General features: G+C 34.1%; 19 protein-coding genes, 5 tRNA genes and 1 rRNA gene (1 of these 25 only partly in view). 6 read left to right on the forward strand and 19 right to left on the reverse strand.

Annotation, left to right across the window (positions count from 1 at the left end; translation table 11 throughout):
* Nucleotides 1-11: 11 nt before the first annotated feature.
* The 3 genes from M0M57_RS10440 to M0M57_RS10450 all read right to left on the reverse strand — a co-directional run bounded on the left by M0M57_RS10440 (nucleotide 12) and on the right by M0M57_RS10450 (nucleotide 6,147).
* A complete protein-coding gene (locus M0M57_RS10440; RefSeq protein WP_248432980.1) occupies nucleotides 12-3,137 on the reverse strand; it encodes a glycoside hydrolase 5 family protein in 3,126 nt (1,041 codons plus the stop codon).
* A 738-nt stretch (nucleotides 3,138-3,875) separates the two neighbouring features.
* Nucleotides 3,876-5,204, reverse strand: coding sequence for a T9SS type A sorting domain-containing protein (locus tag M0M57_RS10445; RefSeq protein WP_248432981.1), 1,329 nt, complete (start codon nucleotides 5,202-5,204; stop codon nucleotides 3,876-3,878).
* Nucleotides 5,205-5,631: 427 nt separating this feature from the next.
* Nucleotides 5,632-6,147, reverse strand: coding sequence for a DUF2892 domain-containing protein (locus M0M57_RS10450; protein WP_248432982.1), 516 nt, complete (start codon nucleotides 6,145-6,147; stop codon nucleotides 5,632-5,634).
* Between the two features lie 159 nt (nucleotides 6,148-6,306).
* Between M0M57_RS10450 and rpmH the strand changes: the two genes are divergently transcribed.
* Together rpmH and carB are read left to right on the forward strand one after the other, a co-directional pair.
* Complete coding sequence (gene rpmH, locus M0M57_RS10455) at nucleotides 6,307-6,468, forward strand: 50S ribosomal protein L34 (RefSeq protein WP_026710894.1); 162 nt, start codon at nucleotides 6,307-6,309, stop codon at nucleotides 6,466-6,468.
* Nucleotides 6,469-6,570: 102 nt separating this feature from the next.
* Complete coding sequence (gene carB, locus M0M57_RS10460) at nucleotides 6,571-9,423, forward strand: carbamoyl-phosphate synthase large subunit (protein ID WP_248432983.1); 2,853 nt, start codon at nucleotides 6,571-6,573, stop codon at nucleotides 9,421-9,423.
* A 38-nt stretch (nucleotides 9,424-9,461) separates the two neighbouring features.
* On the opposite strand, the gene M0M57_RS10465 is transcribed toward carB, so the two are convergent.
* The 9 genes from M0M57_RS10465 to M0M57_RS10505 form a co-directional block, all read right to left on the reverse strand.
* Nucleotides 9,462-11,606, reverse strand: a complete 2,145-nt coding sequence (locus tag M0M57_RS10465; RefSeq protein ID WP_248432984.1) for a DUF3857 domain-containing protein — start codon at nucleotides 11,604-11,606, stop codon at nucleotides 9,462-9,464.
* A 5-nt stretch (nucleotides 11,607-11,611) separates the two neighbouring features.
* A complete protein-coding gene (locus M0M57_RS10470) occupies nucleotides 11,612-13,531 on the reverse strand; it encodes a transglutaminase-like domain-containing protein (RefSeq protein WP_248432985.1) in 1,920 nt (639 codons plus the stop codon).
* Between the two features lie 124 nt (nucleotides 13,532-13,655).
* Nucleotides 13,656-14,105 carry a sterol desaturase family protein gene (locus tag M0M57_RS10475; RefSeq protein WP_248432986.1) on the reverse strand — a complete coding sequence of 150 codons (450 nt, stop codon included), beginning with the start codon at nucleotides 14,103-14,105 and terminating at the stop codon, nucleotides 13,656-13,658.
* 1 nt (nucleotide 14,106) lies between these two features.
* Nucleotides 14,107-14,946 carry a phytoene/squalene synthase family protein gene (locus M0M57_RS10480; RefSeq protein ID WP_248432987.1) on the reverse strand — a complete coding sequence of 280 codons (840 nt, stop codon included), beginning with the start codon at nucleotides 14,944-14,946 and terminating at the stop codon, nucleotides 14,107-14,109.
* Between the two features lie 11 nt (nucleotides 14,947-14,957).
* Nucleotides 14,958-16,427 (reverse strand): phytoene desaturase family protein, encoded by a 1,470-nt coding sequence (locus M0M57_RS10485; protein WP_248432988.1) that lies wholly within the window; start codon nucleotides 16,425-16,427, stop codon nucleotides 14,958-14,960.
* Between the two features lie 54 nt (nucleotides 16,428-16,481).
* Nucleotides 16,482-17,378: a MerR family transcriptional regulator gene (locus tag M0M57_RS10490; RefSeq protein WP_248432989.1), complete on the reverse strand. Its 897-nt coding sequence runs from the start codon at nucleotides 17,376-17,378 to the stop codon at nucleotides 16,482-16,484.
* 221 nt (nucleotides 17,379-17,599) lie between these two features.
* Nucleotides 17,600-17,681, reverse strand: a tRNA-Leu gene (locus M0M57_RS10495).
* A 46-nt stretch (nucleotides 17,682-17,727) separates the two neighbouring features.
* Nucleotides 17,728-17,800 (reverse strand) — tRNA-Lys (locus M0M57_RS10500).
* A 49-nt stretch (nucleotides 17,801-17,849) separates the two neighbouring features.
* Nucleotides 17,850-17,922, reverse strand: a tRNA-Lys gene (locus tag M0M57_RS10505).
* 125 nt (nucleotides 17,923-18,047) lie between these two features.
* On the opposite strand from M0M57_RS10505, the gene M0M57_RS10510 reads away from it, so the two are divergent.
* Nucleotides 18,048-18,569, forward strand: a complete 522-nt coding sequence (locus tag M0M57_RS10510; protein WP_248432990.1) for a shikimate kinase — start codon at nucleotides 18,048-18,050, stop codon at nucleotides 18,567-18,569.
* Here M0M57_RS10510 and M0M57_RS10515 read toward each other — a convergent pair.
* The 7 genes from M0M57_RS10515 to M0M57_RS10545 all read right to left on the reverse strand — a co-directional run bounded on the left by M0M57_RS10515 (nucleotide 18,558) and on the right by M0M57_RS10545 (nucleotide 23,453).
* A complete protein-coding gene (locus M0M57_RS10515; protein ID WP_248432991.1) occupies nucleotides 18,558-19,058 on the reverse strand; it encodes a phosphoribosyltransferase family protein in 501 nt (166 codons plus the stop codon). The genes M0M57_RS10510 and M0M57_RS10515 overlap by 12 nt on opposite strands.
* A gap of 121 nt (nucleotides 19,059-19,179) precedes the next feature.
* Entirely contained in the window at nucleotides 19,180-19,752 is a 573-nt protein-coding gene (locus M0M57_RS10520) for a hypothetical protein (RefSeq protein WP_248432992.1), read from the reverse strand.
* A 110-nt stretch (nucleotides 19,753-19,862) separates the two neighbouring features.
* The gene (rplT, locus tag M0M57_RS10525) at nucleotides 19,863-20,207 is read right to left on the reverse strand and encodes a 50S ribosomal protein L20 (protein WP_112086596.1); all 345 of its coding nucleotides are present in this window, start codon (nucleotides 20,205-20,207) and stop codon (nucleotides 19,863-19,865) included.
* 178 nt (nucleotides 20,208-20,385) lie between these two features.
* Complete coding sequence (rpmI, locus tag M0M57_RS10530) at nucleotides 20,386-20,583, reverse strand: 50S ribosomal protein L35 (RefSeq protein ID WP_091398482.1); 198 nt, start codon at nucleotides 20,581-20,583, stop codon at nucleotides 20,386-20,388.
* Between the two features lie 89 nt (nucleotides 20,584-20,672).
* Complete coding sequence (infC, locus tag M0M57_RS10535) at nucleotides 20,673-21,167, reverse strand: translation initiation factor IF-3 (protein WP_220086207.1); 495 nt, start codon at nucleotides 21,165-21,167, stop codon at nucleotides 20,673-20,675.
* 77 nt (nucleotides 21,168-21,244) lie between these two features.
* A complete protein-coding gene (thrS, locus tag M0M57_RS10540) occupies nucleotides 21,245-23,191 on the reverse strand; it encodes a threonine--tRNA ligase (protein ID WP_248432993.1) in 1,947 nt (648 codons plus the stop codon).
* 10 nt (nucleotides 23,192-23,201) lie between these two features.
* The gene (locus M0M57_RS10545) at nucleotides 23,202-23,453 is read right to left on the reverse strand and encodes a hypothetical protein (RefSeq protein WP_248432994.1); all 252 of its coding nucleotides are present in this window, start codon (nucleotides 23,451-23,453) and stop codon (nucleotides 23,202-23,204) included.
* 760 nt (nucleotides 23,454-24,213) lie between these two features.
* Between M0M57_RS10545 and M0M57_RS10550 the strand changes: the two genes are divergently transcribed.
* The 3 genes from M0M57_RS10550 to M0M57_RS10560 form a co-directional block, all read left to right on the forward strand.
* A 16S ribosomal RNA gene (locus M0M57_RS10550) occupies nucleotides 24,214-25,729 on the forward strand.
* A 97-nt stretch (nucleotides 25,730-25,826) separates the two neighbouring features.
* A tRNA-Ile gene (locus M0M57_RS10555) sits at nucleotides 25,827-25,900 on the forward strand.
* 88 nt (nucleotides 25,901-25,988) lie between these two features.
* Nucleotides 25,989-26,058, forward strand: a tRNA-Ala gene (locus M0M57_RS10560); it runs 4 nt beyond the window's last position.

Below are 26,058 nucleotides of genomic sequence, written 5' to 3' on the forward strand. Positions count from 1 at the left end.
ATTTTTTAAAATTATTTACCAATGTTTATGTGAATGTAGGTTCTAATTTCCCATTCTGATCCATTTCCGAAACCAACCGGGCTAATTTCCGGAACAGCAGGGAATGTGTTTGGTGGAATAGCAGTAGGAGAGTATCTAGGTGAATATTGATCTAATGAACGCCAAATTCCCATGATTCCGATTCTTGTATCCGGTAAAATAAACCAATTTGGTTTTCCAACAGAGGTTGAAATATCTAAAGCACTTTGTAAAGGATACGTTAAGTTAAAATCTCTGTGGTAATCGAATGGTCCCCAGTCATTTAATTTTAATGAAGTAACAACTTTTACTTTTCTGTAAATTGCTCTTAAATCATAACCCATTCTGTTGATGGTTCTGTCGGAATCACCGTTTGCTTGTCCGTTTCCGAAGTAGATGTTTGCAATTAAACCAAAATCAGGTGTTAATTTAGAAACAATTCGTGTATTAGATTCCCATAAATCTTTTGCCGGAGCAGATCTTTCGAATGCAAATGACGAACGATTAGATAAAAATCCAATAGCGGCATCTTGTGTAGTTGGTAAATGACGGTAAACAAAACCTGTGCTGAATGCAAATTTTGCATCTTCTGTCATATCATTATTCCAGTCATACATCCATGTTCCGGGAGTAGGGTCGTAGGTAAGTAAAAGCTCACCACCAACAGTTTCTCGGTTTCCTCTAACAATAAATGGGTCGTCTAAGATATTTCTTAATCTTCCTGGAGCATCAACGCCGTTTGGCATTGCTTCTACTAATGGTTTTTGCCATAAAAAGTTAGGTGCAATTTGAAAATTTGTATTTACGTTGTAAGTTAAACCAGCTAAGAAATTCATTTGGTTTCCGCTTCCTGTATCTTTCAATCTCCAACCGGTAAACGTTTGCGTAGCATCTGCTCCACCATTGGCAACTAAACCTTGAATAGCTCCTTGCGTATAAACATTAAATTTTCCTTTTGAAAAGGTAAGTTTTGCTTTTCCTCCCCAATTATCTTTCGAATTAATTTTATCAACTTTTACAACATCACCGTCCATTATTTGGAACTCTCTTCCATTTAATGGTTCTCCTCCCCAAATACCACCTAATTCGATTCCTAAGCTTCCTATTTTTCTCTGTACATAAATAGTAGCTCTTCGTGTTTTTGGTATTGGAAATGCGATGGATGAAACTGATTCAGAAACTTCAGCTTGATTAATATCTTCGTGGTAAACGGCAGCCACATTAAACTTTCCTATTTGTTTAGCATATTTCAATAAATAAGCCGGGTTTGCTCCCCACCATAATTGTGGTCCGAAAGCGGCTTTTAATCCTTTTAGGCTTCTTTTTCCATCAACTTCAAAACCAAGAGTTTCACCGTTGTATATGTCTAAGTTGGGGCCGTAATTTGCTTCAGGATAAAGACCAAAGAAATCGCCTTCGTAACCCCAATGATAATGACCTACTCTGTAGAAACCTCTTAAATCAAAATCTTTTGCATTCCAATTATACGAAGCATTGTAAATTTGTACTCTATTGATGTCAGTGGATAGTACTGTACCGTCTGTTGTAACAACATTTTGAGCTCTACCTCTGTTTTCATAGAAAATTTCATTGATAGGATTTTCGGCCACGCGACCTAAAATATTTACATTTACATTGGCTGTCATATTTGCAGAAGGTTTTCCTTCAACTCCAATAAAATAAGATTGCATGTGATCAAAGCCCAATCGATTAGGATAACCTGTTGTTTCCGGATCATCTGATTTTGGCGTTGTAATTAAGCTTCCGCCTGTATTAAAAGTGGTAAACTCTGCTCTAAGATTGCTTATTCTTAAAATCTGTGAATCATTACCTCCCATGGCTGCTTTGTCGCCTCTTGCTCTCAAGGCTGCATCCATGATTTGTGCATCTCCAAAATGTAAATTAATACTTTCTTGATTAGCTCCAGGTGCATATGGGTCGAATTTATGTAAATCTTTCAATAAATAGTAGGCTGCACGTGGATATAATTGATATAATCCTTTTTCATTTGTAGGTCCTTTGGCACAAATTCCGAACCATTCTTCGTTCATATTATTTTCGCCTTCTGTAAAATCTTTTTGATAACCACCATTTGACCACGAAGCGTTTGTATCGTGAACATCTAAACCGGATGTTTGACCAAATTTCCACCAACCATCACTAAATTGAAAGGTATAACCACCTAATGAGTTTCCTGCTTTTCCTAGACCGGCAGCGTTTTCATATATTTCTTTCCAATTTCCTTTTAAATAATAAGCTTGCGACTTTTGATCCTCTTGATTGGTAATTACGTTGAAAGCATCTGCACCAAATTCTGTAAAAAGTACAGGTTTACCATATTCTTTTTTAACGCGATCAAACAAATCGCCAAAGGAAACTCCTCTATAAACGTTTGTTCCAAAAATATCTACGTCTTTACATTCTTGAGCAATTAAATCTAAGAAAAGTAAATCACCATTACACAAAGCCACCGGATGATTTGGGTCAATAGCTTTCATGGCCAAGGCAGCTTCATTAAATAGTTTATACATTGATCTAGCTCTAACAGTTGATTTTCTGTCTTCAATTGGAATGTTTTCTGTTTCGGCACCATCCCAAAACAAACCATAATTATTTTCGTTACCTAATAAAAATAACAAGAGACCTTTTGTATCTTTATATTCGGATGCTACTTGTTTTACTTCTTCTAAAAGTAATTTTTTGGTTTTAGCGTTGCTATATTCAGTATTTGGAGTCCAAACACCATCTAATGTTAAGCCGTATCTTCCGAATGAATGGTTTAACATGGTATAAATTCCATAATTTGTATGAATATATTCAATCCATTTTTTTGGAATTCCTGTGTAAACACGAATAGAATTTACTCCCATGTTTTTAAGCAGTCCCATTTCTTCATCTAAAGCTTCTTGGATCAAATCATCAGGTTGATTCCATAAGCTGTAGGAATAATTAGTTCCGACCGGGAAGTAATCCCAATTCATTCCATTTACCATAAAATCTTTTCCATCGACTTTAAGTTTCATTTGAGAATTATTCGTATCGACATATACTTTTTCTGTTTGCGAAAAAATAGATTGTGAATAACACCAAAATAGGAGTAATAAAATTATTTTTTTCATTTGGTTTGTTAGATTAAAAAGGATTAATGAAATATGTAAAAAGTTATTAGTTAAATTTTTGATTTTATAAAAATAGTAATGAAATATTACATTATTGATAAATTAACCTCAACAAAAAATATACACAGCACTAAAAATTAAAAAATTATAAACCAGTTTTATCTTATTTACACAAATCAAGCTTGTAAGGTTGATTTAATTCGTTTAAAAAGAATGTTTACTTTAAAGTTGAATTTTGATTTAAAATTATTTTTTAATTTTTGTATAAATGCCTAATGATAAGCATCTAAACAGTCTAAAAATAGATGTGTAACAATTATTTATTTTAATGAATTAATACTATTTTTTTAATAATTTGAAACAATTTGATTAGCATAAATTAAAAATGAATAAATAGTTTTTAATGCTTTATTTTAAAGGATTCAAACGTTAATGTTGAGGTTGTGTATAGTTTTAATTTGGCTTTTTGTTAAGTTTTAGATACTAAGTTTGTTGATATTTTTTAAAAGATTTGGTTGTTTCGCAAACAATAATCAGAAACCTTGTTTTAAATGTGTTTAGCTTGAAATTTATAGCTTTTAGAAATAGTTGTTTTTCAGAATAATATTTGACTATTTACCTTTCACTATTTAGAAATTAGCTGAGTAAATTCAACTAAAAGAGTTCAATTTCTTTACTTAGATTAATAAAAAAAGGCTGCCAAATTTGTGTTGGCAGCCTTTAATACTATTTCTAAATTTATTGTTTGATAATTCTTGAAGTTGAAACAGCTCCATTAATCGTAGCTTTTACAACATAAACTCCAACCTGAAGGCTTGAAATATCTACTGTTGCTTGATTATTGTTAGGATTGTTTTTAATTACTTCTTGACCTAATACATTATAAACATTTATAGAGCTTACTAAGTCTTGTGCTTCAATTGTAAAATTAGTAGTTGCTGGATTTGGATACATTTTGATTTTTGCTGTTTCAAAATTTGAAACGCTTAATGTATTTTTGTGTAAATAAATGTTGTCATACCAAACATTGTCAACCATTGCAGTAGTAATACCGATTTGAGCAACATCGTTTCTAGCTAAACTTCCTGCAACCACACCACCAAGAGCAGTAATTGGCACATCAACAGAAACCCATTGATTGGCAACTAATTGTGGAGTTGTTCCGCCATTGATATTTACTTCTAAAGCTGAGCTTTCAGCATTTCCACCATTGAAATTAACCAATTTCACATTGAAAACATCTCCAGTTAAATCAGTATCAGTGATATAAAAATCAAAATGGATATGTGTAAATTCAGTTAAGTTTTGTCTGTTTGTTTGAAAATCAATTCCGTGACAAACAACACCTGGATTTTTTTGTAATGTATTATTTCCTTCTATCATTACAAGAGTTGTTGCTGCTCCTCCGCACCATCCTGCGTCAAAATTATCAAAACCTATGTTTGTATAAGCATCACTAAAGATAGAAACAACATCTGCTGCTGGTCTATTTGGAGGTGTAGGTGCTGCTGTTGTAGGTAGAACTAAACATGGAGGACAAGTTCCGCCACAATCTACACCTGTTTCATCGCCATCTTGAATGCCATTATTACAAGTTGTAGTAACAATTTCTAACATAACATCATCAATACCAACAAATCCTATAGCAGCTCCCATATCAAATATGATCCGACTATTTGCATTTGCAAAATTTGAGATTAATGTTAATTCAAATGTTTGAGGTGTTGCAGTTAGATTAATGGTTTGGGTCATACTTGTAAAAGGACCTTCATTCAAACCAATTCCGGCTATCATTGTTCTGTTTGTGTCTGAAAAAGCTTGGAAAGTTAATTTATATGCTGTTCCAGCTGTGTTCATAGGAAATACATAACTTAAGTTAACATCCCATGGATTTCCTGCCGCTACAACATTTGCTGCATTGTAGCTATTTTCACCTTCAGTTACAACGTTTAGAGCATTTCCGGACCAACCTGCGGTGCCACTTTCAAAATCGCCGTTCGTAATTAGATTCTGTGAAAATCCAAACGATGCAGTTAAAATGAAAATTAAAAAAGTAATTTTTTTCATAATATTTATTTTTTTGAGTTAATATTTGATAATTCCAAATTTAACCATTAATTAATTACGAATGTTGCACTTTTATATATTTTAACTATACATTGTTTTTTATTTTTACAACTTCTTGAAAAGACTTTAATAATGTAATGTTTAGTGATTATTATTAGTTTTTACAGGCATAGTGTACAATGTGTTCTTTAGCTTTTGTATAGGTAATGTATAGTTATTTTTTCGGATGTTTTAATAACTATAACGTTTTCTTTTTACAGAATAACTTAGTATAAATTTAAAAATGATGTATTGAATATAAATTGAATACAATTGTGTGTGCTTGAGCTTAAATTTTATTTAGTGGTATTTGAATTATAACGATAAAAAAAATCGATTTGTATTTAGTTACAAATCGATTTTTAAATATATTAAGTTTTATTTTGAATTATATTTTCTTCAGCTGCTGTTTCATCATCGTGATTTGTTCTTTCAGCATATTTTGTTTGTCGAGCTTGTTAGCTTCGTTTAATAAATTGGTTGCTTCAATTTTTCTTCTTCTTGACATGGCAATTCCGGCTAAATTTAATTTTGCTACTGCTAAATCCATATCCATTGATAAGCCCAATTCAATTGCTTTTTTAAAGAATTTCTCTGCTTGATTCAAATTTGTTTGTGAAAGCATCAATCCGTGAAGGTAATTATAATAGCCTTGTTGCTTCTTTACTAAAGCAGTTTCAGGACTTTTTATCTTGTCTAACCAATTTTTAGCACCTGCAAAATCTTGTTTTCTCAACTTTAGGAAGGCTAAAAGAATAAATTCGTTTTTAAAGTATAAAAAAATTGGAAATACAGTTAACAGAATAAGAAAGATACCATTACCGATATTATTTTCGGTAAACTGCCAAATTCCAAGGGCTACAAGAACCGCAGCAAGAACTAATTTGATATTTTTGTGAAACATAATTATGACTTTGTTTTTTGTGTTTGCAAAGGTAATAAAACGAATTGAAAATATTTTTATAAAACTGCTTGTGAGAAAAAAAAGTCTTTGTATATTTGCACTCGGTTTTTAGGAAACCCAACACAAGAAAATTATACACGATTTTAAAGATACAAAACAATGAGTAAGAGAACGTTTCAACCATCGAAAAGAAAAAGAAGAAATAAACACGGGTTTATGGATAGAATGGCTACTGCAAATGGTAGAAAAGTCCTTGCTCGAAGAAGAGCTAAAGGAAGACACAAATTGACTGTTTCCTGCGAACCAAGACACAAAAAATAATGATTAGCAATAATCATAATAAAGGCGTTACTTTTTTTAGTAACGCCTTTTTTTTATAACTTGTCATCTCAAAAAACAACTAAACTACTATAACACAACAATATGCCTAAAGATCATTCAATAAAATCGGTATTAATCATAGGTTCCGGCCCAATTGTTATTGGGCAAGCTTGCGAATTTGATTACGCCGGTTCACAATCCGCACGTTCCATTAGAGAAGAAGGAATTGAAGTTATTTTAATAAACTCCAATCCGGCAACTATTATGACCGACCCATCCATGGCCGATCATGTTTATTTACTGCCATTAACGACAAAATCTATTATCGAAATTCTAAAAAAGCATCCAAATATTGATGCGGTTCTTCCAACTATGGGAGGTCAAACAGCCTTAAATTTATGTTTAGAAGCCGAAGAAAAAGGAATTTGGGCCGATTTTAATGTAAGATTAATTGGCGTTGACATCAATGCCATCAATATTACGGAAGACAGAGAGCAGTTTAAACAATTATTAGAGCGAATTGGAGTAGGAGCAGCACCGGCAAAAATTGCCACTTCTTTCTTAAAAGGAAAAGAAATTGCTCAAGAATTCGGATTTCCATTGGTGATTCGTCCTTCATTCACTTTAGGTGGTTCAGGTGCTGCATTTGTTCATAATAAAGAAGAATTTGACGAATTATTAACCAGAGGTTTAGAAGCTTCACCTATTCACGAAGTGTTGATTGACAAGGCTTTATTGGGTTGGAAAGAATATGAGTTAGAATTACTTCGCGATCAAAATGATAATGTTGTTATTATTTGTTCGATTGAAAATATGGATCCGATGGGAATTCATACCGGAGATAGTATTACTGTTGCTCCGGCGATGACTTTATCGGATACAACTTTCCAGAAAATGCGAGATATGGCGATTTTGATGATGCGAAGTATCGGAAATTTTGCCGGAGGATGTAACGTACAATTTGCCGTTTCTCCTGATGAAAAAGAGGATATAGTGGCGATTGAAATCAATCCACGTGTTTCAAGATCTTCGGCATTAGCATCAAAAGCGACGGGTTATCCAATTGCTAAAATTGCATCTAAATTAGCTTTAGGTTATCATTTGGATGAACTTCAAAACCAAATTACCAAATCTACTTCGGCACTTTTTGAACCAACATTAGACTATGTAATTGTGAAGATTCCGAGATGGAATTTTGATAAATTTGAAGGAGCAGACAGAACATTAGGTCTTCAAATGAAATCGGTTGGTGAAGTGATGGGAATTGGTCGTTCGTTCCAAGAAGCTCTTCATAAAGCTACCCAATCACTTGAAATTAAAAGAAATGGTTTGGGTGCCGATGGGAAAGGATATAAAAATTACGAACAAATCATTGAAAAACTGACGTATGCCAGTTGGGATCGCGTTTTTGTGATTTATGATGCTATTCAAATCGGAATTCCTTTGAGTAGAATTCATGAAATCACTAAAATTGATATGTGGTTTTTAAAACAATATGAAGAACTTCATTTATTAGAAAAAGAAATTTCTAAATATTCTGTCGAAACTTTACCGAAAGAATTGTTGCTTGAAGCGAAACAAAAAGGTTTTGCAGACAGACAAATCGCTCATATGATTCGTTGTTTAGAAAGTCAGGTTTATACCAAAAGAGAAGAATTATCAATTAGTCGTGTGTATAAATTAGTTGATACGTGTGCGGCAGAATTTAAAGCTCAAACACCTTATTATTATTCCACTTTTGAGGCTGAAATTGAAACTGCTGAAGGCGAAAAATATGTTCACAACGAAAGCGTAGTATCAGAAAAGAAAAAAATTATTGTCCTTGGTTCAGGTCCAAACCGAATTGGTCAAGGAATCGAATTTGATTATTCTTGTGTTCACGGCGTTTTGGCAGCCAAAGAATGTGGCTATGAAACAATTATGATCAATTGCAATCCGGAAACCGTTTCAACCGATTTTGACACAGCCGATAAACTATACTTTGAACCTGTTTTTTGGGAACATATTTATGACATCATCCGACACGAAAAACCGGAAGGAGTGATTGTTCAATTAGGAGGACAAACGGCTTTGAAATTAGCTGAAAAACTAGATCGTTACGGTATAAAAATCATCGGAACTAGTTTTGATGCGTTGGATTTGGCTGAAGATAGAGGACGTTTTTCTGAACTTTTATCCGAATTAAAAATACCTTTTCCACAATTTGGTGTGGCTGAAAATGCCGATCAAGCTTCCGCTTTGGCTGATGTTTTAGATTTTCCGTTGTTGGTTAGACCTTCTTATGTATTAGGCGGACAAGGAATGAAAATCGTCATCAACAAGCAAGAATTAGAGGAACATGTAATTGATTTATTAAAAAATATTCCGGGAAACAAATTGCTTTTAGATCATTATTTAGATGGAGCAATTGAAGCCGAAGCCGATGCCATTTGCGATGGAGAAAATGTCTACATCATCGGAATCATGGAGCACATTGAGCCTTGTGGTGTGCATTCAGGAGATAGTAATGCCACTTTACCACCGTTTAATTTAGGTGAATTTGTGATGCAACAGATAAAAGATCATACAAAAAAGATTGCATTGGCTTTAAAAACGGTTGGATTAATCAATATTCAATTTGCCATTAAAGACGACACCGTTTACATTATCGAAGCAAATCCAAGAGCATCTCGCACAGTTCCTTTTATTGCAAAAGCCTATGGTGAACCGTATGTAAACTATGCTACAAAAGTAATGTTAGGTGAAAATAAAGTAACCGATTTTACTTTTAATCCACAACTTAAAGGATATGCCATCAAACAACCTGTTTTTTCTTTTGGTAAGTTTCACGGCGTAAACAAAAAATTAGGCCCGGAAATGAAATCAACGGGAGAAAGTATTCTGTTTATTGAAGATTTGAAAGACGATCAATTCTATGAATTGTATTCGAGAAGAAAAATGTATTTGAGTAGATAAAAAAAATGCCCCGTTTAAATCGAACGGGGCATTTAATTTTAATTCTTTTTCAACAGAATTTTTTCCTGAGTAAACTGAAAAGCATCTTCTAAAAAGTCAATCATCTTGTTCCAATTGCTGTTTGGTTCGTAATAATTGTTATATGATTTTGTAGTTTTGATGGTAATTAAATTTCCATTTTGCGAAACTGAACTCACAAATCCGCCGGTTTCATTTTCTGCATTTTTATTAAATTTATCCAACCCCGAAGCAGTGTAACCTTCCGGTATTTCAAACTGAATTTCATGTTCAATTTGTCTTGGAAAGCTCATATAAACGTTGTTTGTTCTGTTTTTTTCTTTTTCAGAAAGTTCAATCTGAGAAGTTAAAAACTTTCCTACTTCCAGAATTATATTATTGCCGGCTTTTTTGATATAATGGTCTTTTATTGTGAAAGATTCTTTGTACGCCATTGGTTCTTTACTTCCAAATCTTCCTGAATTTTCAACATCCATGGTATAATCTTCTATATCGTGACCAAATTCTTCTTTCACGCTGTTTGTAAAGTTTTCTTTTTGTTTGTCTTTATATTTAGCAATTAATGCATCAAATTCTTTTTGATATTGGTCTTTTTTCTTTTTGTTTTTTACTTTTTCCAATAACGAAGTAGTACCATATTTTTGATAATCATCATACACATAATCAAAAAAGTATAATTTATTTGATTGCTCACTGGGTTTGTATTGACCAAAATTAAAATTTTCTCTGTCTACTTTAATGCTGGTTAAATCTTCGTTAAGTTTAATTTTAGTTATACTTCTTGAAATATTGTCTTTTTTGGTTGAACCGGGAAGTGTAATCATCTCAGAATCTACCACTTTTTTATTTTTAGAAATTTGAAGTAAATAGGCTTTTGTGTTTTCAAGTTGATAATTAAATTGATCTGCAGAAGAAAAAGGTGTAAAAAATTCAAGGTAAACAGGATTTGCCGTATTCACACGAAGTAGAATGGTAATATTCTGTTGTATCAGTAAATCGGTAATAGGACCATTATAACGAGCTGTACCAATCACGATATCATACGGAATCTTGTTGTCTTTTAGAAACGCCATGAAGTGATTAATAAATTCCTCTTCCTTTTGAAAAAATATAGCATTTGGATATAAATCAAATGGATAGAAAATGTTGGCATCTTTCGCAACAAAAGCTTCTATATATTGTGTAAAATATTGATGTCTTGTGAAATAATAAACTTCTCGTACTTTTTCTTCATCAGAACTGAAACTTTTTCCTTTTAGGAATTTTTCAATGTGACCTAAATCTCCGTAAGGTCTGAATTTTGTATTATAATAGTTAAAAACATCTTCTTTAGAAACGGTTGATTTTACTATACTTTCTTTTTCCGAAAGAAAGGCTTCTGCTCTTTTTTCAAATTTACCTGAACGGGCAAAAAACACCTGAAATTTATAACAAGGCAATTCGATTAAAGGATAAAACCATCTTGGAAATTCATTTTTTTCAATGTCTTTGGCTGCAAATTCATAATGACGTTCGCCACCCTTATTACTCGGAATTTCTTTGAGTTCCGGTGCTCCGTTATAGGTGGCAAAGTTTAAGAAAAAATCATTTTCTGTTTGAAAAATTAACTTGTAATCCATAATTGGGTAAACATCGCCCAAGGTTCTTTCTACCGGATCAAACCCCATTTCCAATTGCGATTTAAAGGGCTCTTCGGAATGCAAATAATAATCAATAATATCGCCAATTTCTAAATTTGGAATGGCAATTTTTTTCTCTTTATCGGCATCAACGGCTTCTTTGCTTACATTAATAATTGTTTCTTTACCATCCGGCTTTACCACTTTTATGCCTAAAATGTTTTTTCCGGCACGTCTGCTCCAGCCTTTGTCTGAAGAAAATCGTTCTTTAAATGTGAATTCAGAATACTCTTTTACCGCAGCTTCATCGAGCAATTTTACTCTATTACGCAAAGCAGAAGTATAATTAACATTTGATCCGAATTTATGATAATCGTGAAATTCATATTTATAAATCATTACCGCCGATTCGTTTTTCCATTTATCAGGAATAGTCATTGTTTTGGAATGCGGATCGTCTTTTCCCCAAAAGAAATCACGTATTTTATCTTCTTGAGCAGATAACGAAGTGGTTACAAAAAAACAGATAAGTAGAATTTTTTTCATTTTGACTATGATTTTGATAAAGTAATGGATGAGTTATAAAGTTCGGTTAATTTTTTATGAGCCGCATTCCACGATTCTTGTTGATTTTTTCGGATGATGGCATTTTTAAAAACGAATACTTTTTTATAAACAAGGTCTTTTCCTTTTAACGAAAAACTTGCTTCTATCTCATAATCTTCGTTTTTCTGACTCAAATTTTCAGGTAATTTATCTATTTTATAACCTTCCGGAAGTGTGATGGTTATTTCGGAATCATACCAAGTTTTATAGTCTAACTCATAGTCAGTTTCACGCTCTTTGAACGAAAAACTTTTGTATTCGTTCATAAATTCAAAATTTAAGTAAATTTCGTCATCAAATTCACTAATTCTATTGGAAGATTCTAAGGTGTAATCAATCGTGAGTTTTGCGTCTCTGTTTTTTAAATCACTTGATTTAATCTCTTTTACTTTATTGTTTTTATCTTGTTTAGCCAAAAAATTTTCTAGTGCGAGTGCTTTTTTGTCGGTTTCAAAACTGTTGTAAATGTTTAAAAACATGCTTTTGCTTTCGCCATTATATGTTCGGTTACACGTTCCTTTCAATTTGTCTTTTTCTATAGCTAATTTTGCTCTAAATGTTTCTTTGTTTAATTCGGCAGAACTCGAAGGAACTTTGTCGATAATGAATTCACTTCCGTTTTCAATCATCACTTCTTTGTTCTGAATTCGTTCGGCGTAATTTCCTAATGAACTAAATTTTTCGGTTCCGTCAAGATAAATTTTCTTCCCATTCTGAAAAACGGTGCAAATCATGTGATTATCAACAACCAAAGAAGGAATAGAATAGTTGTAAGCAATGTGTTTAGTTCCAATCCACGTTAATCGAGCATCAAAACCGGCAATTTTGAGCATTTGTTTTGTCAGGTTTGCCATTCCTTTACAATCGCCATATCGTTTGGAAAAAACTTGATGTGAATCGTCCGGTTTAAATCCGGCAATACCATCTTCAAAGGCAATATAACGGATGTTGTCTTGCACCCAATAAAAGATGTTTTTTATTTTTTCTTCGTCTGATGTTGCTTTTGCAGTAAGTTCTGTTACTTTACTTTTTAATTGCTCAGTGTCATCTTTCATCTGATCTACAAGCGATTTATACCAACCATATAAATCAGCAGTGGTTTTAAAAAGATTACTTTTCTTTCCATTATAATCATACGATTTGGCTAAAACCAAAATATGCGGATATAAATAAGATCTTCCGGGACTACTTTGTTCATCAAAAACAGCAGGAATATCTTTGTATGTGTATAAGTAAGTGGTTGATTTGTTTTTAGGGTCTTTTGTTTGGCTTTTGATAATATTGTGTCCGTTGAAATTCATTTCTTTTAATTCAACTTCCAGCCAATCCGGAACTGTAATTTCAATTTTTTTATCAATTACAGGAAATTCATCATTAAAATGAAGCGAAGTAAAATATTTTACATCTTCAAATTTCTTGTTCATCGCATAATTATAGGTGTATCCTTGAACCGGAAAATCAATTTGAACATGTTTCACCCGAGCATCGTTGTAAAACAAGTCTTTATCCTTGTAGAATTCATCTTTAACGGGAAATGTTGCAGTTTTTTCATTCCGATACTTCAATAAAAAAGTTTCAATTTTTGACGAACTATCATAAAACTCATATTTATAGATATCTGCTCGGTGATTGATGTTCATCAAAAGTTCTTTAACAGATAAATCTACCGTGACATTTGAAGTTGATTTGTTGAAACCAAAATTTACGATTTCAGTACTTTCTAAAATAGCAACATCTTGCTTACTGTATTTTCCGCGAATGGTTTTGGCGAGCTCAATATCATTGGGAGTTGGGTCAATGTTTTTTTGACTCCAAACAGACAAATTTCCCAAAAAAAAGAGAAATAGAATGGTTTTGAAATGCATAAAAATTGTTTTTGCTAAGTAAGTAAAAAATAATAGTTTATGCTAAATTATTTTTCAAAAACCGTTTACTTTTTCTGCAAGTTATTAATTAATGTGAATTTGCTATTTTTTGATGTGGATTTTTTTATTTTTTGAAATATTTCCACGGTACAACCAACATTCCAAAACATTCTCCATGTTCTTTGCCAAGATGTTTGTGATGCATTTTATGAGCTCTTCTCACAGCTTTTGCATAAATATTGTTGGCATTTCTAAATAATTTGAAGCGTTGATGAATAAAAATATCGTGTACGAAAAAGTAAGCTAATCCATAAGCAAAGATTCCTATTCCAATGGCTAAACCGATTTCTAAAATGTTGTATTTCCAAAGCAAAAAGAAACTAATGCTCACAATAGCATAAAAAATAAAAAACGCATCATTTCGTTCAAACCATGAATCATGATCTTTTTTGTGATGATCGGCATGCAAATGCCACAAAAATCCATGCATAACATATTTATGTGTGAACCAAGCCATGAATTCCATCATGAAAAAGGTTAAAAAGAAGACTAAAATGTGAATCGCAATGTGCATATTATATTGTTTTTAATCTGTAATTAATGTAACATTTTGCCAATAATCCTACTTTTTGATAGTCAGAAACTCTAATTCTGGTGTTTTTTATGGCTAATGAAGGTGTTTTTTTAAGTTTAGAAAGTAATTTTTTGTAATAAACATACGCTGTGTAAACACCAAATTTTGCTTCAATTGGCAATTTACGAATTCCTTCATAACCGGCTTCAAAATCGGCTTCGATTTCAGCAATAATGATTTGTTTTGATGTTTCATCCAACTGACTTAAATCTGTGTTAGGGAAATACGTTCTATTTAGCTCTTCGTAATCTGCTTTCAAATCTCTCAAAAAATTCACTTTTTGAAAAGCAGAACCCAACCGCATAGCACTTTCTTTTAGTTCATCAAACTTACTGTCGTTGCCATTTACAAACACTTTTAAACACATTAATCCAACTACATCTGCCGATCCATAAATATATTCTTGGTATTCTTCAGAAGTTTTATATTCCGTTTTATGCAAATCTAATTTCATACTTTTCATAAACGCGTCTATCAATTCTTTTGGAATGTCATAACGATTTACAGTGTGTTGAAATGAATTTAAAATAGGATTTAAACTAATTTTATGGTGAAGAGCATTTTGTAAATCACTTTCAAATAAAGTAAATAAGGTTTCTTTATCATAATCATGAAATGAATCTACAATTTCATCGGCAAATCGAACAAAACCATAAATATTATAAATATCCTGACGGATGGAAGGAGCCAACATTTTTACTGCAGAAGAAAATGATGTGCTATACGTTTTAGTTACATTTCTACTGCATTCATAAGATATATTGTCAAAAATAGATTTCATAGCAAGAATTTTTAACGTTTTGTTGAATTTTTTTGGATCAATTCAGAAGCCAATTTCCCTGAAATTAAAGAAGGTGGTACTCCCGGACCTGGAACTGTTAGCTGACCGGTAAAAAACAAGTTTTCAACTTTTTTGCTTTTCAGTTTTGGTCTTAAAAATGCAGTTTGAAATAATGTGTTGGCCATTCCGTAGGCATTTCCTTTGTATGAATTATAGTCTTTTATAAAATCATTCACACAATACGATTCTTTAAATATAACATTCTCTTTGACAGATTGCTCTGTTAGTTTTTCAAATCGGTTGATGATAATATTAAAATACTTTTCTCTAATCTCTTCCGTATCATCAATTCCGGGTGCAAGTGGAATTAGAAATATTCCGGCTTCTTTACCAGTAGGTGCTGCAGAATCATCTGTTTTAGATGGAAAACTAGCATAAAATAGCGGTTCTTCCGGCCATGCTGGATTATCATAAATCGCTTCGGCATGTTTATCGAAAGATACATCAAAGAATAGGGTATGATGTTCTACTTTCTCAATTTTTTTATCAAAACCTACATAAAAGAGGAGGGAAGAAGGAGCAAACGTTTTCTTTTCCCAATACGATTCAGAATAAGCTCGGTGTTCTATATCCAGTAATGTTTCCGAATGATGGTAGTCTGCACCACTGAGTACAACATCACAAAACTTTTCTTCACCATTCACTTTGATACCGACTGCTTTTTTTTGTTTTACAATTATTTTTTCAACATTTGAATTGGTTTGAATTTTTACGCCTAATTCGTTAGCCAATGCTTCCATGGCTAAAATCACGCTATACATTCCGTTTTTAGGATGCCAAGTTCCCATTCCGAAATCGGCAAAATTCATAAAACTGTAAAATGCCGGCGTATCTTGAGGTTTTGCTCCTAAAAATAATACCGGAAATTCAAGTATTTGAACTAATTTTTGATTCTTAAATCGCTTTCTAACTTCCTTACTAATGTTTGAAAAAAATTGCCCTACTTTTAAAGCAGTTTCTGGCGTAATTAATTCAAGTGGCGAAACTCCCGGTCTGTAAACTAAATTTTTTATAGCAATATCATAATTACTTTTTGCTTCGGACATGAATCTTTCTAATACGGCACCGCTTCCTTTTTCTATACTTTCAAAGGTTTTGATGATGTCTTTTAAATTATCTGCAATAGTTACAAAATCTTGAATACCAAAATAAACCTGATAGGCCGGAGAAAGTTTAATTAACTCGTAATAATCGGAAGGCTTTTTCCCAAAATCATTAAAAAAACGTTCAAAAACATCCGGCATCCAATACCAAGTTGGACCAATATCGAATGTAAAACCTTCTTTTTTGAGTTGCCTGGCTCTGCCGCCAATAGTGGAATTTTTTTCAAAAACAGTAACAGTGTTACCTTCTTTAGCTAAATAACAAGAAGCAGCTAAAGCTGAAAATCCGGATCCGATTATAAATATATCTTTTTTCATATTGTTTAACAAATATAGGTAAAAAGTTAAACAAAAAAAAGATTTAAGTAAAAATTAAAGATTATTTGACATTTCTAAAATCGAGCTGAACACTTTTACATTGGGATGTTGTTCTTCTTTTATAAATTCGGTTAGTCTGCCAATTGTCCATAATTCAGATCCATGACTTTCTAAAATTTCGGTATGAATTTCTTTTAGATAATTATTGATATCATCTTTTGATGGTTCAACGGTCATATATGATATGTAAGTTACTTTGTCAAAATATTTTTTAATGTCTTTTAAACTTTCAATGGGAACACTTTCTCCCAAATATATCGTTTTATATCCATTTAGAATAATTTCATAGTTAAGATACATCAATCCTAGTTCATGAATTTCGTTCAATGGAAGGAAAAGTACAAATACACGATCGTCTTTGGTTGGTTCTAAAAGCTGAATTTTTTCGGTATTGACTAATAATTTTTGCTTTACCAAATAACTGATAAAATGTTCATGAGCGGGTGAAATGGTTTCAGATTGCCAAAGCAAACCAATTTCATTCATAAGCGGAATGAAAATCTCATAAAAAACCTCTCGAAATGATTTTTCGGATAGTAAATTAGTATAAGTATTAAAAAATAACGTTTGATCAAAATTCATCATGGCCATTTTGAACGCATTAATGGCATGATGTTTAACGCTTTTTTCATTCACGATTTCTCTAACTAAAATACTTATTTTATCAGGAGTTAGTTTTGATATTTTTGATATTTTGTAGCCGTGGTTGTGAAGCAATGTGATGTTTAAAAGCTTCTGAAGAGCCGGTAAATCATAATAGCGAATGTTGGTGTCTGTTCGCATTGGTTCTAAAACGTTGTATCGTTTTTCCCATATCCTAATTGTATGAGCTTTGATGCCAGATAAATTTTCAAGATCTTTGATACTGAAAACGTTTTTTACATTGTTCATTCTTTCACTATATTTGTTAAACAAAATTAGTAATTATTAATTAATGAACTATTTTTTTATTGTTTATTTTAGAAATTTATATAATTAATAAGGAAAAATAATACAATAATTGAAATTTGAAGGATAATCGATTGCAAAATGAAATTAAATTGGGCTTAGAAATTCAATTTATTAAACAAAAAAACGCTAAGAACACTTAACGTTTTTTAAAGTTTATTATGTGACCACGATGGGATTCGAACCCACACGCCTTTCAGCACCACCCCCTCAAGATGGCAAGTCTACCAATTTCTCCACGTGGCCTTGTAACCTAAAAAAGTAAAGACGTTGCACTGCAACGTCTCTTTTGTGACCCGACTGGGGCTCGAACCCAGGACCCCAACATTAAAAGTGTTGTGCTCTACCAACTGAGCTATCGAGTCAATGCATCCTTCAAAACCTGTAAAGATGTTGCACTGCAACATCTCTTTGTGACCCGACTGGGGCTCGAACCCAGGACCCCAACATTAAAAGTGTTGTGCTCTACCAACTGAGCTATCGAGTCAAATACAATTTCTTGAATGCGGGTGCAAATATACGGTCTTATTATTTATTTTTCAAAGCAAAATTGTCTTAAATTTGTATTTTTAATTTAATCTTTCTTAATGCCTTATTATACAGGGATTTATTATGCAAAAAAAAATTATTTTACTTGGTTACATGGGTTCAGGAAAGAGTATCATTGCTTCAAAACTATCAAATGTTTTAAAAAAAAATCATTTGGACTTGGATGTTTTAATTGAAAATGAACAAAATTTATCAATCAATTCTATCTTTAAAACCAAAGGAGAACTTTATTTTAGAAAATTAGAACATGAAGTTTTTAAAAAATTAATTGAATCGGACGACGAATTTGTTTTGAGTTTGGGTGGAGGAACGCCCTGCTATGCGAATAATCACCTTTTCTTGCAAAATGAGGGTGTAGTTTCAGTATATTTAAAAACTTCCGTAGAAGAGCTTTATAGACGTTTGAATAAAAACAAATCAGCTAGACCAATTATTTCAGAAATGGCTGAGGAGGACTTAAAAGAATTTATAGCCAAACATCTTTTTGATAGAAGTTTTTATTATCATCAAGCAAAATATATAATTTCTACTGACGACAAATCAATTGAAGATGTTGTGGAGGAAATTAAGAAATTAGTTGCTTAAATAAGCATGACTACTATCATTTTCAAAAACCACTTGCACATGTTCTTGTAGTGAAGTAGATAGCGAAATGCCTTTAAAATCGACTTTTACCGGATATTTTTTGTGATTTCTATCCACTAACACTGCTGTTTTGAATTTTTTTAACGGAACATCTAAGAAGTGCTTCACACCATAAACCAATGTTGTACCGGAGTTTAAAACATCATCAACCAGAATTATGCCTTTGTTTTGATAATCATCTTTCGAAAGGGAAGTAGTTATTGGCTTAAACGGATCTTGCTTATCAATATAAACTTCACACAATGCTATTTTTAATGAAGAAATTTTGCTTAATTCTGCCGCCAATTTTTCTGCAAAAATATATCCATTTTTAGCAATTCCGGCAAGAATAATTTCTTCTTCATCTACAAATGTTTCGTAGATTTGATAAGCAATTCGTTTAATTTTATGCTCAATTTCCTGATGTGAAAGAATCGTAATTTGTGGCATGAGTTTATATTTTTCTCAAAGATAGAAAGATTAAGTATATCCTAAAAACATTTTTTTACGGAGAAATTTCGAAATCAGAATTAATTATTTTTCTTGAATTTAGAAGAAAAGCACCATTGATTTAAGCATTTTGAGACTCGCTGGTTAATACTTTTGATGATTTGTAGAAAAGTTCTTTATTAAGCGAAATACTATAGGCTAAGCTAATGAAAATGCACCATGAAATTAAATAGGCTGGAAATTTTTCTACTCCAAACTGAAGATATTCATTTTTAGAAAAAACAAACATCACAATTACAACAAGTGTGTGGCATATACTAATTGCCCAAAAACTAAATTTAAAATCGATTACTTTAAACAAAAATGAGTGGAAATAAAAGAGCAACAATGCTGCTAAATAACCGCCAATAGTTATCAATGCTACGCCTTCTAATTCTGAACTATCTCCATTGGTAATGTTTTGAATCCATTCATCAAAAAAGTAAATCACAATACCTAATCCAAGAAAAACCAAATAACTTTGACCAACACTTAAAACAATTCCCATAGCTTTGTTTAGTTTGAGTTTGTCAGTATTCACTAAACTTACTGAAAGTGCAAAAATGAGTGGTAGGAAAAACAACGCTTTTTCTACTGAAGGAACAAGTAGCATCGTTATAATTACCAAAACAGAGCCTAAAATTACTCGTAACATAAGTTGAGATTTTAAAGAGTATAATACCGTATAAAGATAATAAAAAAAGAGCTGCCTTTTCAGACAACTCTTTTCTATATAAGTAAGTTAAAATCGGATTGTTAAAACGTTTATTTTACTTTATTCAAAATTGCTTTAAAAGCTTCCGGATGATTCATTGCTAAATCTGCAAGCACTTTACGGTTCAATTCGATACCGTTAGATTTTACTTTTCCGATGAATTGAGAATAACTCATTCCTTCCAAACGAGCACCAGCGTTGATACGCATGATCCATAACGAACGGAAGTTTCTTTTGTTTTGTCTTCTGTCACGGTATGCATAAACCATGGCTTTTTCAACCGCGTTTTTAGCAACCGTCCAAACGTTTTTACGTCTACCAAAGAAACCTTTGGCTTGCTTTAATACTTTTTTTCTTCGTGCTCTTTTAGCAACCGAATTTACTGATCTTGGCATAATTTTCTTGTTTTTTTGTAGCAGGCGTCCCGAATTTAATCAAGGGAACTTATCGGCCGTACTCCAAGGTTATTAAATAATTTTTAACCTAAAGAATTTTTAACAAAGTGTTCAGTTTTCAGATTTTTAGTATTCAGTTCTAAAACTACTTACTAAGTACTGATCACTGCAAACTAAATTAGATGATTCTTAATTGTTGTTTAATGCTTTTCTCATCGGTTTTGTGAACCAAAGTCGAATGAGTTAAAGCTAATTTACGCTTTTTAGATTTTTTAGTCAAAATGTGACTTTTAAAAGCGTGCTTTCTCTTGATTTTTCCAGAGCCAGTTACTTTGAATCGCTTCTTAGCACTGGATTTTGTTTTCATTTTAGGCATAATTTCCCAAATTTATTTGTGATTCAACTTACTTACTTATTTTACTTTCATTTTTCATCTGCTTACTGCGACTGAAAACTGAAAACTGCTTACTTCTTCTTCTTAGGAGCGAGATACATAATCATTCGCTTTCCTTCTAAAACAGGCAAAGCTTCCACTTTTCCTAAATCTTCTAAATCTTGAGCCAAACGTAATAAAAGAATTTGACCTTGTTCTTTATAAATAATCGAACGTCCTTTAAAGAATACAAAAGCTTTTAATTTTGCTCCTTCTTTTAAGAATTTCTCAGCATTTTTCTTTTTAAACTCATAATCATGCTCATCCGTTTGTGGTCCAAAACGAATTTCTTTCACTACAATTTGAGTCGATTTGGCTTTGAGCATTTTATCTCTTTTCTTTTGCTCGTAGATAAATTTACCGTAGTCCATTAATTTACAAACCGGTGGCTCTGCATTGGGAGAAATTTCTACCAAATCCACCTCGAATTCTTCGGCTAAACGCAAAGCTTCAGAGATTTTGTAAACCCCTGGCTCGATGTTTTCACCTACCAATCGCACTTCGGGAACACGAATTAAATTGTTAATTCTATGTGCTGCCTTCTTTTCTACTCTGGGTTGATATCCCCTGTTGTTTCTAATTGCTATGACTTTTAATTTTTAAGTTAAACTACAAATGGTTTTAATGTTTTGCTTATTTCTTCGTTTACAATTTTAGCAAATTCTTCAACTGTAACCGTGATATTTCCTTTTCCTTCTTGACCGTGCCTTCTAACAGAAATCGTGCCGTTCTTCTCTTCTTCATCGCCAACGATAATCATAAACGGAATTTTCTTCACTTCCGCATCCCTGATTTTCTTGCCAATTGTCTCGTTGCGGTTGTCAAGCAGGCCGCGAATTTCGTGATTTTCTAGCAAAGTTAAAACTTTTTCGGCATAATTTTCATATTTCTCGCTCAAAGACAAGATTATAGCTTGCTCAGGCATTAACCATAGTGGGAAATTTCCTGCTGTATGTTCCAATAAAATCGCAATAAATCGTTCCATCGAACCAAATGGTGCTCGGTGAATCATCACCGGACGATGCATTTCATTATCCGCTCCTTTATAATTCAATTCAAAACGCTCCGGTAAATTATAATCTACTTGAATCGTTCCCAATTGCCATTGTCTTCCCAAAGCGTCTTTCACCATAAAGTCTAATTTCGGTCCGTAAAAAGCAGCTTCGCCATATTCTACAACCGTATTTAAACCTTTATCTCGAGCTGCATTGATGATAGCATTTTCTGCTTTTTCCCAATTTTCATCGCTACCAATATATTTTTCTCTATTCTCTTGATCTCTCAACGAAATCTGAGCCGTAAAATTCTCAAATCCTAACGAACTGAAAACATACAAAACCAAATCAATTACTTTTTTAAACTCGCTGTCCAATTGGTCTGGTGTACAAAAAATATGGGCATCATCTTGCGTAAATCCGCGAACTCGTGTCAATCCGTGCAATTCACCACTTTGCTCATAACGATAAACCGTTCCAAATTCTGCATAACGCTTCGGTAAATCTTTATAACTCCACGGTCTTGTATTGTAAATTTCACAGTGATGCGGACAATTCATCGGCTTCAACAAAAATTCTTCACCTTCTGCCGGAGTGTGAATCGGCTGAAAACTATCAGCACCATATTTAGCATAGTGTCCCGAAGTCACATATAACTCTTTCTGACCAATATGTGGCGTCACCACTTGCTCATAACCCGCTTTTTTCTGAGCTTTTTTCAAAAATTGCTCCAAGCGATCACGCAAAGCAGCACCTTTTGGCAACCATAACGGCAAACCTTGACCCACTTTTTGCGAAAAAGCAAATAAATCCAACTCTTTTCCTAACTTTCTGTGGTCTCTGCGTTTGGCTTCTTCCAGCAATTCCAAATATTCTGTCAACTCTTTTTGCTTCGGAAACGAAATACCGTAAACACGTGTCAACTGCTTGTTCTTTTCGTCACCACGCCAATACGCACCGGCAACACTCATAATTTTCATCGCCTTAATCAATCCCGTATTCGGAATATGACCACCACGACACAAATCAAAAAAATTAGCGTGATCACAAAACGTAATCGTTCCGTCTTCTAAATTCGAAATCAATTCCGTCTTATATTCATTATTTTTATACACTTCTAAAGCTTCCGCTTTCGAAACCGAACGCATTTTAAACTCGTGCTTCTCTCTCGAAACTTCTAAAACTCGGTCTTCAATCGCTTTAAATTCGGCTTCCGTAATTTTCGTATCACCAAAATCCACATCATAATAAAACCCATTATCAATCGCCGGACCAAGCGTTAACTTAATTCCCGGATATTGCTCCTCCAAAACCTGAGCCATCACGTGCGAAGTCGAATGCCAAAAAGCCTTTTTGCCTTCTTTGTCATTCCACGTATATAATATGAGTGAACCGTCCGTGGTCAATTCCGTCGTCGTTTCCACAATAGTGCCGTTATAAGACGCAGAAATCACATTTCTCGCCAAACCTTCACTAATACTTCTCGCAACATCCATCGGAGTCGAATTCTTCTCAAACTCCTTAACCGAACCGTCAGGTAAACTAATTTTTATCATGCCTAAATTTTTATGGACTGCAAATATATAAGATTACAAAATCCCACACAATATATATAGGTAATATTAAAACAAGAATTTTCAGAAGCCATTTCCCGCTTTCCATTCCAAGCTTGTTTGTCTTGTTGTTTTTTTCTAAGGCCAAAAAAGAGCTTCCGTTGGTCGCTTTTTTTCGCCAAGAAAAAATACAACAATCCTTCACAAGGCTTTCCATTTCAATCGGGGCTAGGGGAGCAGTGGTCAGTTTGCAGTTTTCAGTCATCAGTTGCAGTTTTGTCATTCCGCAAGAAGACGAAGTCGAAATAGGACACGAGCGATAGCGAACTGGCGAAGGAATCTCCTGCGAAGCAGGCAAAACTGGAGCCACTAGTCAAAAGCTTCGTGCCTTTCTTTCTTAGTGGCAAACAACCATAGCGAAGCAATCCTATTCTGTGTATTCCGTGCTTTCTGTGAGAAACCCCAAACGCTAAACAAAAAACTTTCGATTATTTCCATCTCACAACCAACGAGTTAAAAAAAACTTTCAAAAAGAGTTTAAAAAAGATTTGGAAAGCCCAAAAAGAGTACTACTTTTGCACCCGCATTCAGAGCGACGTTCTACAGAAAATTGAAGTTAAAAAAAATCTATAAAAAGATTTGGTAGGAGAGAAAAAAGAGTAGTATCTTTGCCCTCCACAAACGACAAAAAAAGGTGTAGTGACAAGTCGAGACTTGTCAGAAAAAAAGAAAAATAAATTTTTTTTTCGAAAAGCTTGCCTAATCAAAAAGAAGTTGTACTTTTGCACCCGCTTAGATGACTAGCTTACGATTTTAATCGCAGGAGCATTTAAGAAAAACAAGAAGACACGTTCATAGACATATTGAATTGACAGCACGATTTTATCGGTAGGGACAACTCGAGAGTTGTCCGGAAAATAGAATCGAAAAAAAAGAGAGAGTAAGGTTAATCGAAAGATTAAAGAATATACCTAGTTAAACTTCGTCTAAAAAAATGTAGCTAAGCAATTAGCTCAAAAAAATATACGATGAAGAGTTTGATCCTGGCTCAGGATGAACGCTAGCGGCAGGCCTAACACATGCAAGTCGAGGGGTAGAAGGAGCTTGCTCCTTTGAGACCGGCGCACGGGTGCGTAACGCGTATGCAATCTACCTTGTACAGAGGAATAGCCCAGAGAAATTTGGATTAATGCCTCATAGTATATCGAGTTGGCATCAACATGATATTAAAGATTTATCGGTACAAGATGAGCATGCGTCCCATTAGTTAGTTGGTAAGGTAACGGCTTACCAAGACGATGATGGGTAGGGGTCCTGAGAGGGAGATCCCCCACACTGGTACTGAGACACGGACCAGACTCCTACGGGAGGCAGCAGTGAGGAATATTGGGCAATGGAGGCAACTCTGACCCAGCCATGCCGCGTGCAGGAAGACGGTCCTATGGATTGTAAACTGCTTTTATACGGGAAGAAACACCACTACGTGTAGTGACTTGACGGTACCGTAAGAATAAGGATCGGCTAACTCCGTGCCAGCAGCCGCGGTAATACGGAGGATCCAAGCGTTATCCGGAATCATTGGGTTTAAAGGGTCCGTAGGCGGCCTTATAAGTCAGTGGTGAAATCTCCTAGCTCAACTAGGAAACTGCCATTGATACTGTAGGGCTTGAATTATTGTGAAGTAACTAGAATATGTAGTGTAGCGGTGAAATGCTTAGATATTACATGGAATACCAATTGCGAAGGCAGGTTACTAACAATATATTGACGCTGATGGACGAAAGCGTGGGTAGCGAACAGGATTAGATACCCTGGTAGTCCACGCCGTAAACGATGGATACTAGCTGTTGGGAGCAATCTCAGTGGCTAAGCGAAAGTGATAAGTATCCCACCTGGGGAGTACGAACGCAAGTTTGAAACTCAAAGGAATTGACGGGGGCCCGCACAAGCGGTGGAGCATGTGGTTTAATTCGATGATACGCGAGGAACCTTACCAAGGCTTAAATGTAGATTGACAGGACAGGAAACTGTTTTTTCTTCGGACAATTTACAAGGTGCTGCATGGTTGTCGTCAGCTCGTGCCGTGAGGTGTCAGGTTAAGTCCTATAACGAGCGCAACCCCTGTTGTTAGTTGCCAGCGAGTCATGTCGGGAACTCTAACGAGACTGCCAGTGCAAACTGTGAGGAAGGTGGGGATGACGTCAAATCATCACGGCCCTTACGCCTTGGGCTACACACGTGCTACAATGGACGGTACAGAGAGCAGCCACAACGCAAGTTGGAGCGAATCTACAAAACCGTTCTCAGTTCGGATCGGAGTCTGCAACTCGACTCCGTGAAGCTGGAATCGCTAGTAATCGGATATCAGCCATGATCCGGTGAATACGTTCCCGGGCCTTGTACACACCGCCCGTCAAGCCATGGAAGCTGGGGGTACCTGAAGTCGGTGACCGCAAGGAGCTGCCTAGGGTAAAACTGGTAACTGGGGCTAAGTCGTAACAAGGTAGCCGTACCGGAAGGTGCGGCTGGAACACCTCCTTTCTAGAGACATAAGAAGTTTCTGGGTAAAAGAAAATAATCAAGAGATTGATTTTACTCTCGCTGTTAATTCAAATAATACAATTAAGCAAAAATACAGAGTCTCGTAGCTCAGCTGGTTAGAGTACTACACTGATAATGTAGGGGTCCCCAGTTCGAGTCTGGGCGGGACTACTATTTTAGGCTTAAAGGAAATTCTAGGGGTTGAGTGAGCCGTTATAAGTACTGTTAACTAATAACTGTTAACTGGCAACTAAAAGACGGGGGATTAGCTCAGCTGGCTAGAGCGCCTGCCTTGCACGCAGGAGGTCATCGGTTCGACTCCGATATTC

The sequence above is a fragment of the Flavobacterium azooxidireducens genome (assembly GCF_023195775.1).
Taxonomy (GTDB): Bacteria; Bacteroidota; Bacteroidia; order Flavobacteriales; family Flavobacteriaceae; genus Flavobacterium; species Flavobacterium azooxidireducens.

What these genes read in the sequence shown, in the direction of transcription:
- M0M57_RS10440 (WP_248432980.1), bottom strand. Translation starts at nt 3,137, where the DNA reads ATGAAAAAAATAATTTTATTACTCCTATTTTGGTGTTATTCACAATCT.
- M0M57_RS10445 (WP_248432981.1), bottom strand. Translation starts at nt 5,204, where the DNA reads ATGAAAAAAATTACTTTTTTAATTTTCATTTTAACTGCATCGTTTGGA.
- M0M57_RS10450 (WP_248432982.1), bottom strand. Translation starts at nt 6,147, where the DNA reads ATGTTTCACAAAAATATCAAATTAGTTCTTGCTGCGGTTCTTGTAGCC.
- rpmH (WP_026710894.1), top strand. Translation starts at nt 6,307, where the DNA reads ATGAGTAAGAGAACGTTTCAACCATCGAAAAGAAAAAGAAGAAATAAA.
- carB (WP_248432983.1), top strand. Translation starts at nt 6,571, where the DNA reads ATGCCTAAAGATCATTCAATAAAATCGGTATTAATCATAGGTTCCGGC.
- M0M57_RS10465 (WP_248432984.1), bottom strand. Translation starts at nt 11,606, where the DNA reads ATGAAAAAAATTCTACTTATCTGTTTTTTTGTAACCACTTCGTTATCT.
- M0M57_RS10470 (WP_248432985.1), bottom strand. Translation starts at nt 13,531, where the DNA reads ATGCATTTCAAAACCATTCTATTTCTCTTTTTTTTGGGAAATTTGTCT.
- M0M57_RS10475 (WP_248432986.1), bottom strand. Translation starts at nt 14,105, where the DNA reads ATGCACATTGCGATTCACATTTTAGTCTTCTTTTTAACCTTTTTCATG.
- M0M57_RS10480 (WP_248432987.1), bottom strand. Translation starts at nt 14,946, where the DNA reads ATGAAATCTATTTTTGACAATATATCTTATGAATGCAGTAGAAATGTA.
- M0M57_RS10485 (WP_248432988.1), bottom strand. Translation starts at nt 16,427, where the DNA reads ATGAAAAAAGATATATTTATAATCGGATCCGGATTTTCAGCTTTAGCT.
- M0M57_RS10490 (WP_248432989.1), bottom strand. Translation starts at nt 17,378, where the DNA reads ATGAACAATGTAAAAAACGTTTTCAGTATCAAAGATCTTGAAAATTTA.
- M0M57_RS10510 (WP_248432990.1), top strand. Translation starts at nt 18,048, where the DNA reads ATGCAAAAAAAAATTATTTTACTTGGTTACATGGGTTCAGGAAAGAGT.
- M0M57_RS10515 (WP_248432991.1), bottom strand. Translation starts at nt 19,058, where the DNA reads ATGCCACAAATTACGATTCTTTCACATCAGGAAATTGAGCATAAAATT.
- M0M57_RS10520 (WP_248432992.1), bottom strand. Translation starts at nt 19,752, where the DNA reads ATGTTACGAGTAATTTTAGGCTCTGTTTTGGTAATTATAACGATGCTA.
- rplT (WP_112086596.1), bottom strand. Translation starts at nt 20,207, where the DNA reads ATGCCAAGATCAGTAAATTCGGTTGCTAAAAGAGCACGAAGAAAAAAA.
- rpmI (WP_091398482.1), bottom strand. Translation starts at nt 20,583, where the DNA reads ATGCCTAAAATGAAAACAAAATCCAGTGCTAAGAAGCGATTCAAAGTA.
- thrS (WP_248432993.1), bottom strand. Translation starts at nt 23,191, where the DNA reads ATGATAAAAATTAGTTTACCTGACGGTTCGGTTAAGGAGTTTGAGAAG.
- M0M57_RS10545 (WP_248432994.1), bottom strand. Translation starts at nt 23,453, where the DNA reads ATGACTGAAAACTGCAAACTGACCACTGCTCCCCTAGCCCCGATTGAA.